The following is a 16313-nucleotide window of genomic DNA, read 5'->3' on the forward strand; positions in this document are numbered from 1 at the left end:
CTTTATAGTGAAATGTTAAAAAATAAAAACATTATAGGAGTTAAAAACTCTTCAATGGCTGTACAAGATATTCAAATCTTTTCTGCTTTAGGTGGAAAAGACCATATTGTTTTTAATGGACCTGATGAACAATTTTTGGGTGGTCGTTTAATGGGAGCTAGAGCAGGAATCGGTGGAACTTATGCTGTTATGCCAGAATTATTTTTACAGTTAAATCAGTTTATCGAAGATAGAGAAATTGATTTAGCTAAGGAATTACAATATGTAATTAATGATATTATTGCTTTAATGGTGTCATGTTATGGAAATATGTATTCTGTAGCAAAAGAAATTTTACGAATTAATGAAGAAATGGATATTGGCTCAGTAAGAGCGCCTTTAACACCATTTATTGAAAGTGATTTCGAATCTATTCGGAGAGCTGCTTCATTAATTCAATTAACAAAAGAAAAATTTATTAAGTAATCGGAGATAAAACAATGAAAAAATATGTGGTGATTGATATAGGTGGCACCATGATAAAATATGGAATAGTTGACCACAATGGAAACCTGATAAGAAAAAATAAAATTCCTACAGAAGCAGAATTAGGTGGACCAGGTATTCTTTCAAAAGTAATTAAGATAATTGATGAATACCAAGATAAATACTTGCTTTCAGGCATTTGCTTATCTTCAGCAGGTATGGTTGATTCAGAGAAAGGAGAAATTTTTTATTCAGGACCTTCTATCCCTAATTATGCTGGAACAGAGTATAAAAAAATATTAGAAAAGCGTTATAGTATTCCATGTGAAATTGAAAATGATGTAAATTGTGCTGGGATGGCTGAAGTAATTTCAGGAAGTGCAAAAGGAAGTAGATCTACTCTCTGTTTAACTATCGGAACAGGAATTGGAGGGTGCTTCCTTATAGATTCTGAGGTTTTTCATGGTTATAGTAACAGTGCTTGTGAGATAGGGTATTTACCTATGGGACAAGCTAGTTTTCAGGAGTTAGCTTCTACAACAACACTAGTAAAAAATGTGGCTAAAGCTCATGGGGATAATTCAATAGAATGGGATGGATATCGTATTTTTGAGGAAGCAAAAGCAGGGAATCAAAAATGTATTGACGCTATTGATCAAATGTCAGATTATTTAGGTCAAGGGATAGCAACAATATGCTATGTAATAAACCCACAAACTGTTGTTTTAGGTGGAGGGATTATGGTTCAAGAAGTTTTTTTAAAGAATCGTATTGAAAGAGCTTTATATAAATATTTATTGCCAACTATAGCTGAAAAAATAAATTTAACTTTTGCTCATCATGGAAATGATGCAGGGATGTTAGGTGCGTTTTATCATTTCATGAATCGCCAGAGGTCATTAAAGGAGTGTAGAAGATGATTGAAACTATGTCTTTAGATGAAATGAGAAGGTATAAAGGTCGTCAAACGTTGCCTCCAGATATGGATGATTTTTGGAAAAATCAAATAAAGTCGGTTTCAGATATTCCGTCATATCAATTGAATTCGTGTGATTTCAATTTAGAATTTGTAGATTGTTATGAATTGATATTTAATGGAAATAATGGTTCTAGCATTTATTCTAAATGTTTATTTCCAAAAGGAGTAAGCAAAGCTCCAGTAGTATTCTATTTTCATGGTTATCAAGGACAAAGTCCTGATTGGACAGAAAATCTAAAATTTGTATGTGCTGGTTATGCAGTAGTGTGTATGGATGTAAGGGGACAAGCGGGTAAATCACAAGATTTAGGAAACTTCAATGGAATGACAGTAAAAGGGCAAGTTATTCGTGGGGCAATTGATGGACCAGAACATCTGTTTTATAAAGATATATATTTGGATACGTATCAATTAGTGGAGATAGTAGCTTCATTAGATTTTGTAGATGAAACCATGCTATTAACTTACGGTGCTTCACAAGGAGGTGCATTAGCTTTAGTATGTGCTGCTTTAAATAATCGAATTAGTAAAACAGTAGCAGTGTATCCTTTTCTTTCAGACTTTAAGCGTGTATTGGAATTGGGAAATAATTGCGAACCCTACGATGAATTGTTTCGATATTTTAAGTTTTCGGATCCATTGCATCAAACAGAAGAAAAATTTTTGAAACATCTTTCCTACATTGATGTGAAAAACTTAGCTCATATGATTCAATGCCCTATAATGATGATAACCGGATTAGAAGACAATGTCTGCCCACCATCTACTCAGTTTGCTATTTATAATCGTATTAATACAAAGAAAGAGATAATTATATTACCAGAATATAGTCACGAAGGAATGAATGTATTTATCAATGATTTAGTTTATGATTATCTATTTGGTTCAAAAATTTTAAAGAAATAGTAAATTGAAGATTAAGTTGCTAAAAAAGTTATTTAATATTTCTTTGTTAGTTTCCCCAAAATACTACTTGAAACTTTATTAACGAATAACACAAATTCTAATTTTTCAACCTTAGAAATACTACAGCAAATAGTTGAGACTTTTCTCTTATAGAAAAGTCTCTTAAAAGTGATAATAATTGATCCTTAATAATTAACAAAACCGATCGAATTTAGTTTACATAATTAAAAAACTATATGTGAAACCATTAATATAATAAATGTAAAAATAAATAACTTTGTATAATATATCTTATGTAAACTAAGATAAAAAGCAAACTAACTCTCCAGATTTAACTGAACTGCTAGTTTGCTTCTATTTTTTTGTATCAGTCTTTGTGGAATTATTTTTTTAGTATATCGGTTGTTGCCTCTTTTAAGTCATCAAACTCACCCTGATACGTAGCAATTCTAACTACAAATTCTACAACTTCCTGATTTTCCATTTTTAGTGAATAACCATTTAACTTGAGAAAAACATATGCAGCTAAAAATGCTGTACGTTTGTTAGCATTGTGAAATGGATGCTTTTTGATTAGATTTATTAAGAGAACTGCTGCTTTGCTGAACACATCAGGATAGAGATCTTTTCCAAAAATATGCTGTTTTGGTTGATTTACAGCCATACTCAAAGCATTTTTATCAATAACGCCAATTGTTTCCTTTGGTGAATATCTTTTTATTTGAATAACATTCAATTTTACAATGTCTTTTTCGCTCAAATAAATCATTGATCAACTAATTCCTTGAACGCCACATCATATTCAGATAGAGCTTGATTCACATACATATCAATTTCGAGATCTAAATTACTTTCTTCTTTCACGATTGCATCCATCATTTTGTCTTCATCAATAAAAATAGTATCTCCAGGTTTCAATCCTTTTTGTAATAAACTCTCTTTTGATAAAGTAACAACTATTGAGTTACCTACTTCCCTAATTTTCCTTTTTTTAATATTCATATAATCAGCCCCCTAAAGCAAGTATATACCGTATATCCTTATTAATCAATATCTTAACATTTGTATCACAATACTTAATATTTCTTTTACCGATATAGAACGAACTACTTAAAAAATTAATACTCTCAATGAGAATATTAATTTATGATTCTATAATATCTCCTAAACTTTTTTATTAAGAGAGTTAGTTCAAACTTTTGGAAAGAGTCAGTTGTATGAGAATTACATTTTTTAGTTCAATTTGTTCCCAGAAACTCCTTTGCGGTTCATATCTTCTAATATCTTTTCTTCAAGAATTTCCGGATCAATATTTATTTTTTCAAGTATAAAATATCTAATAATAATATTTAAAATTTTTGTTGCAATATATAGATTTTCTTTTTCAAATAAAGGTTGGTATTTACTTTTATCTTGACTGCCATGTGTTAAGAAATTTCTTGTATTCACGCACGCTCTCACAAATCTAGTTTTAGAATCGGATAATGACTTAGATCTGTATAAGATAGTTTCCTTTAGAATAGGGTTCGGAACAACTTTTAAGCTTTCTTTTATTCTTTTCGAGAGTGTTTCTTCTCCCGTATAATTTATTCTTTCAGAAAAGTATTTTCTGACGGGCTCTTCTGCCCCTGTTACAATTTCCATGAGTTTTTTTCTCATAAACACAATTTCAGGGGCTTCTATCTTTTCTTTCTCCAAATATATTCGATGAAAAATTTCTACATTTCTACAAGCATTGAGAAACTGTGTTTCTAAAAAGGATGTAAGTTGTAAGTCTCCTACATATGTCTGTATAATAGTCTCTAAATCTGCATAAAATGCGAACCAATTATTAATATATTTTGATAAATTATCGGCTATTGTGGCATAAGGAAATAGCTCATAAGGTCTAAGCTTTCTTGATTGAACTTTAGCATTCTGCCTGACATACATCCTATATTTTTTTCCAATAACTTTGTTACCTATATTTATCGATCCATATTCAAACTCTATAAATTTGACAGGGAGTTCAGAACCAAATAACACATAAAAAAATTGAACTACTTTATATATACATTCATATACTTCATCTAGATTCTTTCCATTATCAAAAATTAATGTATAAAAATTTTCAATACAAATACTGATATTGATATTTTCAATTGATTTTTGCTGGCTATATACATAATTTTCTTTTAGTGAGCCTTTTATTTCCTCAATTCTATATTCTCTCAACGGAAATTTTTTATGCCAAATCATATACACGTCTTTAGAATGGTCATAATCACTATTCCATATGGGAAGATTCATCCACTCATTTAATTTATAGAAACTAAATGAAACTTTTTTTATGCAACTCTCTTGGGGCTTCCCAAAAAAGTCAGGACCTATAACTATTTTTTCGCAAATTATGGTAGCGGAACCAAAAGCACCTATGTTTGAATTGATTACTCTATTATTTAATAATGTTATTCTTTCGGAATTACTAGCAATTCCATATATTACTGGGATTTCAGTTAATTTATATATTGATGTATCAGTTAACTTTAGATTAATTTCATAGTTATTAGAAGCAGAGTACGTTAATACACCAGCAGAATATTCTTCAAAGTTATCCGCTAAAGACCAAATACCAGATATATCAAAATTATCGAACATAGTTGAATTTGTTGTTTTTACCATATTTAAAATACCTTCCTAAAAAAATTCTATTAAACACCTTATTGGAAACACAAAAGATGAAAGCATGTGATAGTAATTTTCAAAACATAACTCTTTAAATCATCTAATCCAAATATTTTGAAAGTCCGATAGTAATGAACAAAAGACATATAATTACCTAATCATATTAAATTATGAATTTTTTCCTTCTATTATATAGGGACTTATTCTGTCATAAATCTAAACTTTTTACGGCGGTATCTTTGTCTTCCTGTGTGATCCCAATATAGCGTAGAGTCTCACGTTGTGAAGAATGGTTGAGCAGCGACTGAATGATCTCTGTTTTGGTCCCTTGTTTGTACAAAAAATAGCCGAAGGTCTTGCGCATCGAATGGGGACCAATTTCTTTCAGCCCAACCGCCATTCCTGCTTCATGAATGATTCGCCAAAGACTTTGTCGGGTCAAAGGCGTGTCTGCTCCTTTTCGACTTGGAAACAAATAATTACTGAAGTCATGTACTTGCAGCTGCTCAGGAAATTCCGATTGAACATAATCGAGAATCACTTTTCGCAATTTGTTCGAAATGAAGACCGAATTATGTTTGGCCGTTTTTTGTTCCTTCATGGCCAGACGTTCTTTGACAATCACCCGCCCACGGGAAATTTCTAACACATCACTTAATTTCAACTGTCTTAAATCGGAAATTCGATACGCTGTATTGATCCCGATCGAAAAAAGCACTAAATTTCGTTGCCCATATTTTCCGGAAGCCAAAATTGCTTTCATGGCATCGATCTTTTTTTTGTCGCGAATCGGTTCCACGCTCTTCATTTTTAGCCACCTCTCAAATGTTACTTAATACAATTATAACAGATAATAAGTCACATTTAAACAAGCTATAGAAAAAAGGCTCTAAAAGAAAAGTGATTTCCTCTTAGAGCCTCTAAGGATGGAGCAATTATAACGAATGTGACATAATCAGATTGTGTCTCATTCGTAAATAAGTGTTTGTTATAATATTTTTAAACCAATTAAATATATTATTAACAAAAAAATATTAATGTGAAATGAAAACTGAATACCAATTTAACACATATTTTAAACATCACATAATAATATATTGAAATTTTGTTAAAATAATTATAATAAAATAAAAATAGAATGTATGTTAAAAATATTATTTAATAATTAATTAAATAGTGTTAAATATGTTATGTAAGTTCTAATGGTAAAATGAATCTAGTTATAGAACCTTCCTGTCTAATGAAACCATTCAAGCCACTTTTCCAAAAACAGAAGTTCAAAAATGTATTATCCGTCAAAATAGAAACAACATGATATTTGTTGATTATAAGGGTTTAAAGACTACTACAGATAATTTAAAACCGATATATACAGTATCTACTTAAAAATAGGTGTTGGATTTTCAGAAAAAATGGGATATATTAAAAAAATATGTATAGATTATTAGCCCTTTTTCAAGTATCCTGAAGAATTACACTACATTATTACACAAGTGATTGAAAGATTTAACCGGCAGCTTTGCAGGCCAACAAAGTTAAAAAGTGTCTTTACATCGGATGAGTCACTGCTTAAATTACTGTATCTCATTACAATAGATGTTACAAAAAAATAGATCATGGCGGTTTAAAACTTGGGGCAGATTTTTTGAAAATCACGTGACTGATTATATTAAAGAAAAAATCTTACACAAAATTCTTTACATACCTATTTTTTAGTTCATAAAAAACGCTATCTTCTTTTGATAACACCATCTTGTAAAATTTTCCAAACCCTGCTTTGCTCTTCAGAAAAACGTACTACATCAAAAGCTAAAGCCAAATTAATCTTATTAGTAAACTCGGATAATATTATTGGTAAAGCAATCCCTTCTAGGTCATTACTTAGTATATCCTCTAGAATCAAATCTAATTCCTGAAGAACTTCCTGAATATTTTTTTGCTTTTTACTATTTTCTAAACTTGATCGAAACCTTTCTAATAATTGAACGGCTAACTCTTTATCCATTGTATTATCCTCTCACAACTTAAATTAGTATTTGTTTTCATACATGCTATTGAGCATAGTATCAGTCATATTACCTATAATACTATTTAGATACTATCCTAACTCCCCCAAACAAACTACATTATTAAAACTAAAGTTTTGGGAAATCTATATGTAAAATCTTTTTATATTCAATATTGGAATATCCCTATTACTATTAGGACTGAAGCTAATATTTAATTATATAAATTTCTTTATGCTAAAAATAAGCCAATTAATTAAAGATTATTATAATTTTTAATTAATTTTTATAAAAAACTGTTTTTATCTATATCCAGTAATGTTTGTAAGTCGTAAATTAAAAGCCTGCATATAATTAAAAAAATTATATACAGACCTTTTTTTATGGCTCTATAATATCTAGTGTTTGTGACGCCTTCTGTTGCCAATACTTTTTTTCTAATAAATGCAAACAGACACCTTGAAATCCTTTAGAATAAAGTCGACGAAAACCATTCAAAGGAATGTTTCAAGATGTCCTATTCAAAGTTTACCAAAGAGTTATTAGATATTCTAGATCTAAATCTTACCTTTCATGAAGATGCCTTTCGCAAAGAGCGAATCAATGACGAAACATGTTTTGTTTTTGATGGCACATTGACCTATCAACCAGAGGAATGCTTTCATTGTCACTATCAAAATAAGCAAACGATCATTAAATGGAGCTGGAAAAAAGTATCCATCTTATTGAATGCTGTCAGTAACTACAAGACCATTCTGCGAATTAACAAATAGCGCTTTAAATGTAAACACTGTGGAAAGACTTTTTTAGCAGAAGATTCAATTAGTGATCGTCTCTGCTCCATCGCTCGCAGAGACAAACAAGCCATTCTTGAACTATTAAGCGAACCTCTTTCTATGTCTTTGATCGCACATATGAAGCACATTTCTCCGACCACTGTCATTCGAATACTTCGCAGCATTCGGCCTAAAACCGTTTCTTTGAACCAGCCGTTACCAGAAGTGGTGTGTTTCGATGAATTCAAATCGATGAAAAACGTCTCGGAGCCATGAGCTTCTTCATGATGGACGGCAAGCCCCATCAACTGATTGATATTGTGGAAAATCGGCAACTCGATCCTTTACGCGACTATTTCGCTTGCGCTACCCTAGAAAAGTCCGTGAACAAGTGCGTCTAGTGGTTTCAGATTTCTATTATCTGTTATTCAAACCACCTACTAACTAAAAGAGTAATAGACCTTGCAAGCAATTATATATAAAATTTAGTTAGTATACGTTTAAAAAATCACGATTTAAAAGTAAATCACATAAAAGCACGAACACGTGTCAGAACATGTTTGAAATTTTTTTGGCACAAAATTTGGCACAATTTATCTATATAGCTTGTAGAGCTCAAATCTGCAACCAAACGATTATTAGTCATCTATTCTGAATAACTGCGCTAAAGACACCAAACAACCCACTCCGAAAAGTGGGTACTTTTGAAAGAAGAAAGTTAAATATAATCTATAAGCAAGTAGTACGATAAAACAGAATATTTTTCAATAGCTATTTTACATAAAAACACCCACCCTCGGGGGAGAGTGGATTCACAGAAATAAAATAAAAGGTTTTAGGTAAATAAAGTTTAACCGATTTTGGTTGATAATTCAATAGAGTATCTTGAATACCTATTGACGAAATTTCGTCACATACTTCTTTTTAATCACAAGTATGTTACAATAAAAAATAAAGTGAACCCCAAAAAGGATAAATTTGATTATTTTTTATAATATGTTATCTTAATTAATAGAAAAGAGTAGCGGATAGTAAATAAGAAGACTTCCCCAAAACTTCCCAGCTCCGTTACTCTTTCATTATAGAGATGATGTTAACATCTATCTATATTTTATAGTGCCTTTTTTTGTTTTTCAAGAATAACGTGTTCATTTTATGCAGGACCTTTAGCTCAGTTGGTTAGAGCAGACGGCTCATAACCGTCCGGTCGCAGGTTCGAGTCCTGCAAGGTCCATTATTCTTTTTGAGGAGGTGATTTAAATGACAGATAGAGGGAAAACAGATAAAATCAAAGGTAAAGCAAAAGAAGTTACCGGTGATGTGACAAATAGCAAAAAAACAAAAGCAGAAGGTCTTTTGGATCAAGCTGTCGGTAAAGTGAAAGAAGTTGCTTCTGATGTAAAAGAAAAAACAGAAGAAGTAGTCGAAGATGTAAAAGAAAAATTAGATAAAAAATAGTTTTTCAGCCCTATCTTTAATAGATAGTTTTTTAGTTAGATTTCTATCTATCAAACTCAATCCATCTAAAAAATAAAAAGCCGCCTTCGAAAAGACGACTTTCGCTAAAAGGTATTGCTTGACTTTATTTTAATAAAAACTTCCCCAGTAGTCAATCCATCTTCCATTTTTACTTCTACCGGTCGCCGTATAGCCATAACCATTCCCACGTTTCTGGCGAATCCATACATAACCATTTGTATATACTTTATAGGCATCATAGATAATCACAGATCCGACACCAATCGTCGCAATTTCTCCTGAATTTGTTGAAGGACTTTTTCGAAGCTTGATTGCTGTATTAATTTGAAATGACCATTTTCAGCCCTCCAGCTGCTGGATGTAGCCGGAGATGTATTCAATGAGTAAAAAGTACCTTTCAAACGGTAAACATACCAGTCCCTACTATAAGGACAAGTGGTTGCTTCATCATCAATCGTCACTCCATTTCTAGCATAATTACAATGAATGATTTGTGTACTGCTGATAAATAGTACCACATGCCCAGCGGCCCCACCTGAAGCCCCTTTTCATTATATCCCCTCTGTGGGCTTGCCACTCTCTATTCTGCGCAATTAATTGAAACCCATTCTGCCCCTAACCAGCTATGCATTGAATCTGTATTTAATACCCAACCAGCATTGCTGGCGCCAGCTTTTCTCAAACAAACATAGATAGCTCTTGAACAGTCCGCAGTCCCATCTGTTCCCGTACGCGAGCCAGACGTTGAATACCGCACACCCTGATTACGTAATTGCTCCATCTCAAGATTAATTCCTATCTGATTCACCTGATTTCTTTGGCTCTGTATATGTCATGGCTTGATCGCTATCACCGATCCCCGCAGTAGTTGGATCTGAAACAACTCCAAGAATAGCCAATAATGCAAAAACTGCATTAACAATTGCCGCAAACTGTTGATTTAAAACGATAAAATCCCATTTATATCCAAATGGCGCACCAATCGTTTGAATGAGTAAAATAGGGTGAGAAATCATTAGTATACGGATTTAAATTTCTATGAATAGAGATAAATTTCTACTATTTCGATAGTGAAATAGTATTTTCACCAGAGGATGGATAAACATCAACATTCTAACCAATATTAATAAGTTTTTTGTTCCATCTCAAACACTCCTAATACTTCTTGGCTTGCTTTATCCACTTCTATTTCATCAATTAATTCTCCTTGCACAATAATTCGGTTTGTTCCTGCTAATGTATCACAAGTAAGTAATGTAACTAATTTTTTATTAGGTACTTCATCTAAACATTGAACATCAGTCGGTGAAACTATCTCAATGTTAGTAATTCTATAGATATATATCTTATCTAAATTTGTTAAGTAAATTTTTTCATCAATCTTTACTTTAGTTAGTGGTGTAAATAATAAATCTTTTTTATCTGCGTGATGACTAGCTAATCCATAGTTTCCTTTCCCCATTACCTGTGTTTCGCTTACCGTTCCTGCCCCCCATAATAAGGCATCATTTGATAAACCTTTAAAAATAGGTAAATTTATTCCTACACTTGGAACAGCAACACCTCCAATAACAGGAAACCGCTTGTTGCTTAATTTAGCTTTCAAAACAGCTTCACTACTAATTGGAGCAACATCATCAAAATTAAAAGAAGCGTCCTTTTGCTGCTGATTTTTCTCAATCTCTTTCCTGTTAAAATTGTTAACAGTATATTTTTCAGTTGTTTGTTTTATTGTAAAATCCTTTATTTGCTTATTAAAGACTAAAGCAAATCCTACAAGGAATAAAAGTACTAGTAAAGAATTAATAAGAATTTTTTTCAAAAATTTCCATCTCCTTCTTATAGAGTTATAGTATCACAAATGAAAATATTTGAGATGGATTATAAGAAAAAGAGACTTTAGGTTAATTTATTTTATCCTAGTGCAAAATATAAGAAAGTAAAATAGGCCATAGGCAATAGATTAACTATTAATATAATGCAAGCAACTCTTCTATTCATTGTGTTTCTACTTTCAAAAAGTTCTAATATTGAAAGTATAATTCCACAAATACCTATAATAAGTACAGGAACAAGATTAGAAAATAACATCCAAAGCCAATCTGTGAAAATTACTATATTTACTAGTATTCCTATTAACATACCTATTATATTGATTAAATCAATTTTTTTCATTACCTATTTCTCCATTATTCAATTTGAATTACTTATACTATAACAATTCTAAACTATTTACCTCAAAAAGTGCAATAAATTATTTCTGAACAATAAAATGATAGTCAAAACAAAAAATTTATTGTTACTCGTTCAAAACCATCCACCATTTTTACAATTACATGTATTCATACAAACTATTTATGATACTATAAGAAAAGTACTCTAGTTATTTATAAATAATTAAAAAAACTAGTTGAAGAAATCCATCTATTATTTTTTATTTCCATTAAATACTATAAATATTTCCGCTAGATTAGCCAAAAAAATTTTTACTAGGAAGTATCTCTAAGATCTCTCTATCACTTTTTAACTAAATATACTATGTCATAGGCCTGACTTAAAATATATCGCAATGCTTTTCAAACAAGATAAACAATAAAACACTGTACAACCGCTAAAAGAAAGATTGTACAGCGCCTTATTCAAGATCAAAATACTGGTTTTTAAAATAAAGAAAACATTTTCCTCATATAATCTCATTCTAACAGCTTAAGAAATATGGTAAATAAAAGGACCACTAATAAAGATTTTTTACCTTGATTATATAATGTGAAATTAAAGAATATTGACATCAAATAAAATTTTTATAGATTATCATAATCTTTTCTTAACTATTTTTATTCTTTTGTATCAGTACTTGAGCCAATATCCTTAGATATAATTGGATAGTCTTTCAAAGATTCGTTCATACTTTTTATAGCCTCTTTATATTGATCACTATCCTTCGCTCCCGACAATAACGACAATTTATCATTCCACGCATGATAATTTAGTGGTTCTACCTTTAATGATTCATTCAAAAGTTTCAATTTATCAGAATTATTTGTCTTTATTGCTGATTCATATCTAAAATATTCAGATTTTCTATATTCATCTATATGAGAAGAGAAATAGTTATTGATCTGTATATAAGGAAGTGTAGAATTATAATTACCGCAACCCTTCCATCCACAAACATCGTATCCGAGTTGATAATTATGATCGCTGTTTAAATATATATATGCACAATGTCCTGGTTGCCCAACAGGAAAAGCTGGCACACCGTATGCTTGTGCTAAAACGCAACTAAGCTTGGACATAGCTCCACAAACTCCACCATATTTAATAACTTCTTTTATAGTTGGATTAGGGCCGTAAAAATTTCCACTCTGAACGCTTACTCCAGTTTCAGGATTTTTCATAACATATTTAATTAGAGTATAGCCTCTTGTAATTCCTGATCTAGTTAACATATCTGGTTTATTTTGCTTCATATAATTTCTTAACCAGTTCATATCATCATCAGTTATTTTAGCATTTACTACATTTCTTGTTTCCTGTACAGTTAAATTTGTAAAATCTTCAAAAAGAAATCCTTTTTGAAGAGCATCTTCATAATTCAAATATCTTTTGATTGGATCAATTTTCAAAGAAGAATTATACCAAGCACTTACTTCTTTGTTAAACTCCATAGCAACACTAATAGCAATTTTTAAATTAGTTCCCTGATGTGACTTATCAGATTTATTCCATATTTTAAACCATAATTCAAAAGCTTCTTTTTCATTTTCTAAATTATATGGATTTTTAAATTGGTATGAGGACATTCCCCCTTGATTAGATGTTGTTGCATAACCTGCATCTAAGTATAATTGCATAGCTTCAGAATTTCCATATAGCCAATTTAAAAATGCTTTGTGCCTATCATCTGCTTTTATAAAGCTATCCAAATATTCTTTCGTCAGTCTCGTTTCAATATTTTTTTGAAGTGTTCCATTCATTTTTTCATTGAATAAAAAAACTTTAGATAATCCTTGTTTCCCAATTCGGATCTCTACCATTTTCTCAGATAACTCAATTGGTTTTACTATATTATTATCGTCATAACTTTTTACTCTAGAACTATGCTCAGATCCAGTTAAGCGAATTTTATAGCCTATTTTAAAAGGAACTTTTTCTGTTTCAGCCTCTAATTGTTTATTCCCTATAAAATCCTTACTGTAAATTACTTTATCTTGCAAATCCAAAACTTCGATTTTCTCATAAGAGCTAGTAAAATACTGATGTGGCTTCACATTATTAGTAACCAGTGTCAAATTCATAGTATTGTAATCTACTTTTAGCGTCGCATACTCCGAGTTACCTAATCCTAAAAAATGTAAAATTCGATTTTTATCATCTATTCTTTCTAACTTCCCATTTCTCACCATATACATATATGGATTAGTTTCATTTTGCTTCAATTGATCGTTATGATTTGTTACAAATCGACTAGGTTCTGTTTTATTAATTACTAAATAATAACCTTCTTTTAGATCCAATGCCTCAGACTGTGCCTGCTGCAATTGATTTCCTATATATTTTTTACTATAAACTGTATTTTTCTTATTATCCATAACTGTAATTGTCGTATATTCTTTATCAATATAGGAATGCGGTTTCACTGCTTTAGTAATTAATTTACAGCTGTAGCTTTTATCAGCATAAAAATATAGTTGTGCAAACGTTGAATCCCCTAATCCTTTAAAAGTAAATTCCTGTAATAAATCCGTAGCTCGAGATAGCAATGTAAGTATTTCTTCTTTTTGAGAATCAGTTGAATTCCCTACTTTTTCTTTTAATTTATCAATCTTTTCTTGAGTCACATCTTCTGATAGTTTTGTACATTCAGAATCAGAAAATAAGGTCATTATCTCTGACTCTAAATCAGAACCATATTTTGATTTCATAACCTCAAGATTATCTGATTGGATTTTAAGTGTTGCTTGATCTTTGGGCAAATCCATAGCAACTTCATCATTATATTCATCGTAATTTTTCACTCTAGAGCTATGCTCAGATCCAGTTAAACGAATTTTATAGCCTATTTTAAAAGGAACTTTTTCTGTTTCAGCCTCTAATTGTTTATTCCCTATAAAATCCTTACTGTAAATTACTTTATCTTGCAAATCCAAAACTTCGATTTTCTCATAAGAGCTAGTAAAATACTGATGTGGCTTCACATTATTAGTAACCAGTGTCAAATTCATAGTATTGTAATCTACTTTTAGCGTCGCATACTCCGAGTTACCTAATCCTAAAAAATGTAAAATTCGATTTTTATCATCTATTCTTTCTAACTTCCCATTTCTCACCATATACATATATGGATTAGTTTCATTTTGCTTCAATTGATCGTTATGATTTGTTACAAATCGACTAGGTTCTGTTTTATTAATTACTAAATAATAACCTTCTTTTAGATCCAATGCCTCAGACTGTGCCTGCTGCAATTGATTTCCTATATATTTTTTACTATAAACTGTATTTTTCTTATTATCCATAACTGTAATTGTCGTATATTCTTTATCAATATAGGAATGCGGTTTCACTGCTTTAGTAATTAATTTACAGCTGTAGCTTTTATCGGCATAAAAATATAGTTGTGCAAACGTTGAATCCCCTAATCCTTTAAAAGTAAATTCCTGTAATAAATCCGTAGCTCGAGATAGCAATGTAAGTATTTCTTCTTTTTGAGAATCAGTTGAATTCCCTACTCTTTCTTTTAATTTATCAATCTTTTCTTGAGTCACATCTTCTGATAATTTTGTACATTGCTCATCTGAAAATAAAGATGTAACATCGATTTTTAATTGATCTAATTGAGAAATATTTAGAGAAACATCTGAATCATTATCAGACTTATATTCTTTTGAATTTTTAGAATTATTTTTTTCTTCACTATCACTTGATTCAAGTGTCGCTGAACTATCTATCTCTGTAGATGAGGAATTAGTGATAGATTCTTGAACAATATCTTTACTAAACATAGATTCACTGCTAGAAACTGATTTTTCCGAGGAATTCTCAGTAGATGATGAAGAATATACTATACTACTATTTTTTTCTGATACTTCTTTATTACTATCATCATCTGCATGGGAAATTGTAGAAATTGCACTAATTCCGAAGAATATTCCCATACATGTATATACAATAATTTTTTTTGATTTCATAAAAAATCCTTTCCTATCTTATAAGATATAATCAATATTAAATGGTGCTTATTATCGTTTTCAATCAAATTGATTGTCGTAATAAATAGATACCTGCTCAATTGAAAGAAAAAATAACTTTTAAGATAATTAAGTCATAATCAGAAGGCAAAAAACTAATTTAATAAGAAAAGAGAAGTACATTTGTACCATAGATATTCTTTAAAATTGTTTATTTATTCAAAACCCTCAAACTTAGACTGAAATTAAAAATGAAACGAATATAAATTATATTTGTTATTAAAAGCGATCGATATTCAACTTGTAACTAATTAATCAATTTTGTAATAATCTATCTATTTTGCTTAATATATCAATAAAATTCCTCCTTTATTTAATAATAAATAGTTATTATATTCCCTCCTTTTATTTTCTATAAAATAAGTAATGAAGCATAATATTAACACTATAGTTTTCTATATTTATACTTCGAAAAGAATTATAATACTAATAAAAACTCAAAATCAATACATTTTTGTCAAATAATTTATATATATTATGGTGCTTAAATTGAACACAATAATCACTAAAATAAACTAATTCATCTATGGAAAAATCATTTATTTAAAATGGACTGCTTAATACATTGTTTTTATCTGCATTTTTTAAATCAATAAAAAATAATAATTCGAAACAAATATAAAGAACACGTAATCTTTATATTTGTTTTTTAAACACCATTAAAAAACAAAATAATTGATTGGTTGTATTGGAAAGACTTAAATCATTCTAATTACTTTTAGAAAACGGATTGCTTTTTAGCCTCTCTAGATGGGCTTAATCACTTGATAGTACTTTAAAAGGGATT

The 16313-nt window shown here is 30.2% G+C and carries 16 protein-coding genes, 1 tRNA gene and 2 pseudogenes; 8 read left to right on the forward strand and 11 right to left on the reverse strand.

What is annotated here, in order from left to right:
- The 3 genes from IGJ28_RS17300 to IGJ28_RS17310 form a co-directional block, all read left to right on the forward strand.
- On the forward strand, positions 1-465 hold a 465-nt coding region (locus IGJ28_RS17300; protein WP_438845553.1), incomplete at its 5' end, for a dihydrodipicolinate synthase family protein.
- Positions 466-479: 14 nt separating this feature from the next.
- Positions 480-1385: an ROK family protein gene (locus tag IGJ28_RS17305; RefSeq protein ID WP_252712467.1), complete on the forward strand. Its 906-nt coding sequence runs from the start codon at positions 480-482 to the stop codon at positions 1383-1385.
- Entirely contained in the window at positions 1382-2350 is a 969-nt protein-coding gene (locus IGJ28_RS17310) for an acetylxylan esterase (protein ID WP_103301346.1), read from the forward strand. The genes IGJ28_RS17305 and IGJ28_RS17310 overlap by 4 nt, the downstream gene beginning before the upstream one ends.
- A 382-nt stretch (positions 2351-2732) precedes the next feature.
- Here the strand turns inward: IGJ28_RS17310 and IGJ28_RS17315 are convergent, their stop codons facing one another.
- From IGJ28_RS17315 to IGJ28_RS17330, 4 genes are all read right to left on the reverse strand, one after another.
- A complete protein-coding gene (locus IGJ28_RS17315) occupies positions 2733-3119 on the reverse strand; it encodes a type II toxin-antitoxin system death-on-curing family toxin (protein WP_438845554.1) in 387 nt (128 codons plus the stop codon).
- Complete coding sequence (locus IGJ28_RS17320; RefSeq protein ID WP_347083687.1) at positions 3116-3352, reverse strand: AbrB/MazE/SpoVT family DNA-binding domain-containing protein; 237 nt, start codon at positions 3350-3352, stop codon at positions 3116-3118. Before IGJ28_RS17320 ends, IGJ28_RS17315 begins: the two co-directional genes overlap by 4 nt.
- 231 nt (positions 3353-3583) lie before the next feature.
- Positions 3584-5011 carry a HEPN domain-containing protein gene (locus IGJ28_RS17325; protein WP_347083688.1) on the reverse strand — a complete coding sequence of 476 codons (1428 nt, stop codon included), beginning with the start codon at positions 5009-5011 and terminating at the stop codon, positions 3584-3586.
- Positions 5012-5222: 211 nt separating this feature from the next.
- On the reverse strand, positions 5223-5822 hold the full coding sequence (locus IGJ28_RS17330; RefSeq protein WP_434223793.1) for a tyrosine-type recombinase/integrase: 600 nt from the start codon (positions 5820-5822) through the stop codon (positions 5223-5225).
- A 440-nt stretch (positions 5823-6262) separates the two neighbouring features.
- Between IGJ28_RS17330 and IGJ28_RS17335 the strand changes: the two genes are divergently transcribed.
- Positions 6263-6400: a transposase gene (locus IGJ28_RS17335; protein ID WP_350153665.1), complete on the forward strand. Its 138-nt coding sequence runs from the start codon at positions 6263-6265 to the stop codon at positions 6398-6400.
- A 74-nt stretch (positions 6401-6474) separates the two neighbouring features.
- Positions 6475-6627: pseudogene (locus IGJ28_RS17340) on the forward strand (transposase); the annotation flags it as partial.
- Positions 6628-6743: 116 nt separating this feature from the next.
- Here the strand turns inward: IGJ28_RS17340 and IGJ28_RS17345 are convergent.
- Positions 6744-7019 (reverse strand): hypothetical protein, encoded by a 276-nt coding sequence (locus tag IGJ28_RS17345; protein WP_103301352.1) that lies wholly within the window; start codon positions 7017-7019, stop codon positions 6744-6746.
- A 513-nt stretch (positions 7020-7532) separates the two neighbouring features.
- On the opposite strand from IGJ28_RS17345, the pseudogene IGJ28_RS17350 reads away from it, so the two are divergent.
- The 3 genes and pseudogenes from IGJ28_RS17350 to IGJ28_RS17360 form a co-directional block, all read left to right on the forward strand.
- Positions 7533-8214: pseudogene (locus IGJ28_RS17350) on the forward strand (ISL3 family transposase); the annotation flags it as partial.
- Between the two features lie 742 nt (positions 8215-8956).
- A tRNA-Ile gene (locus IGJ28_RS17355) sits at positions 8957-9030 on the forward strand.
- Positions 9031-9056: 26 nt separating this feature from the next.
- The gene (locus IGJ28_RS17360) at positions 9057-9254 is read left to right on the forward strand and encodes a CsbD family protein (RefSeq protein WP_103301353.1); all 198 of its coding nucleotides are present in this window, start codon (positions 9057-9059) and stop codon (positions 9252-9254) included.
- A gap of 266 nt (positions 9255-9520) precedes the next feature.
- Here the strand turns inward: IGJ28_RS17360 and IGJ28_RS17365 are convergent, their stop codons facing one another.
- The 6 genes from IGJ28_RS17365 to IGJ28_RS17390 form a co-directional block, all read right to left on the reverse strand.
- Positions 9521-9793 (reverse strand): peptidoglycan amidohydrolase family protein, encoded by a 273-nt coding sequence (locus tag IGJ28_RS17365; protein WP_252712464.1) that lies wholly within the window; start codon positions 9791-9793, stop codon positions 9521-9523.
- A gap of 62 nt (positions 9794-9855) precedes the next feature.
- A complete protein-coding gene (locus IGJ28_RS17370; protein ID WP_252712463.1) occupies positions 9856-10056 on the reverse strand; it encodes a peptidoglycan amidohydrolase family protein in 201 nt (66 codons plus the stop codon).
- 7 nt (positions 10057-10063) lie between these two features.
- Positions 10064-10291 (reverse strand): phage holin, encoded by a 228-nt coding sequence (locus tag IGJ28_RS17375; RefSeq protein WP_285604005.1) that lies wholly within the window; start codon positions 10289-10291, stop codon positions 10064-10066.
- 107 nt (positions 10292-10398) lie between these two features.
- The gene (locus IGJ28_RS17380; RefSeq protein ID WP_170081492.1) at positions 10399-11118 is read right to left on the reverse strand and encodes a class A sortase; all 720 of its coding nucleotides are present in this window, start codon (positions 11116-11118) and stop codon (positions 10399-10401) included.
- A 71-nt stretch (positions 11119-11189) separates the two neighbouring features.
- Entirely contained in the window at positions 11190-11450 is a 261-nt protein-coding gene (locus IGJ28_RS17385; RefSeq protein WP_170081489.1) for a hypothetical protein, read from the reverse strand.
- 659 nt (positions 11451-12109) lie between these two features.
- Positions 12110-15466, reverse strand: coding sequence for a putative mucin/carbohydrate-binding domain-containing protein (locus IGJ28_RS17390; protein ID WP_438845555.1), 3357 nt, complete (start codon positions 15464-15466; stop codon positions 12110-12112).
- Between the last annotated feature and the right edge of the window lie 847 nt (positions 15467-16313).

The organism is Enterococcus sp. AZ091 (assembly GCF_051714805.1).
Lineage (GTDB): Bacteria > Bacillota > Bacilli > Lactobacillales > Enterococcaceae > Enterococcus_D > Enterococcus_D gallinarum.

Coding starts and splice junctions, on each gene's coding strand:
- IGJ28_RS17310 (WP_103301346.1), top strand. CDS start 1,382: ATGATTGAAACTATGTCTTTAGATGAAATGAGAAGGTATAAAGGTCGT.
- IGJ28_RS17360 (WP_103301353.1), top strand. CDS start 9,057: ATGACAGATAGAGGGAAAACAGATAAAATCAAAGGTAAAGCAAAAGAA.
- IGJ28_RS17320 (WP_347083687.1), bottom strand. CDS start 3,352: ATGAATATTAAAAAAAGGAAAATTAGGGAAGTAGGTAACTCAATAGTT.
- IGJ28_RS17370 (WP_252712463.1), bottom strand. CDS start 10,056: ATGGAGCAATTACGTAATCAGGGTGTGCGGTATTCAACGTCTGGCTCG.
- IGJ28_RS17315 (WP_438845554.1), bottom strand. CDS start 3,119: ATGATTTATTTGAGCGAAAAAGACATTGTAAAATTGAATGTTATTCAA.
- IGJ28_RS17390 (WP_438845555.1), bottom strand. CDS start 15,466: ATGAAATCAAAAAAAATTATTGTATATACATGTATGGGAATATTCTTC.
- IGJ28_RS17305 (WP_252712467.1), top strand. CDS start 480: ATGAAAAAATATGTGGTGATTGATATAGGTGGCACCATGATAAAATAT.
- IGJ28_RS17325 (WP_347083688.1), bottom strand. CDS start 5,011: ATGGTAAAAACAACAAATTCAACTATGTTCGATAATTTTGATATATCT.
- IGJ28_RS17385 (WP_170081489.1), bottom strand. CDS start 11,450: ATGAAAAAAATTGATTTAATCAATATAATAGGTATGTTAATAGGAATA.
- IGJ28_RS17330 (WP_434223793.1), bottom strand. CDS start 5,822: ATGAAGAGCGTGGAACCGATTCGCGACAAAAAAAAGATCGATGCCATG.
- IGJ28_RS17375 (WP_285604005.1), bottom strand. CDS start 10,291: ATGATTTCTCACCCTATTTTACTCATTCAAACGATTGGTGCGCCATTT.
- IGJ28_RS17345 (WP_103301352.1), bottom strand. CDS start 7,019: ATGGATAAAGAGTTAGCCGTTCAATTATTAGAAAGGTTTCGATCAAGT.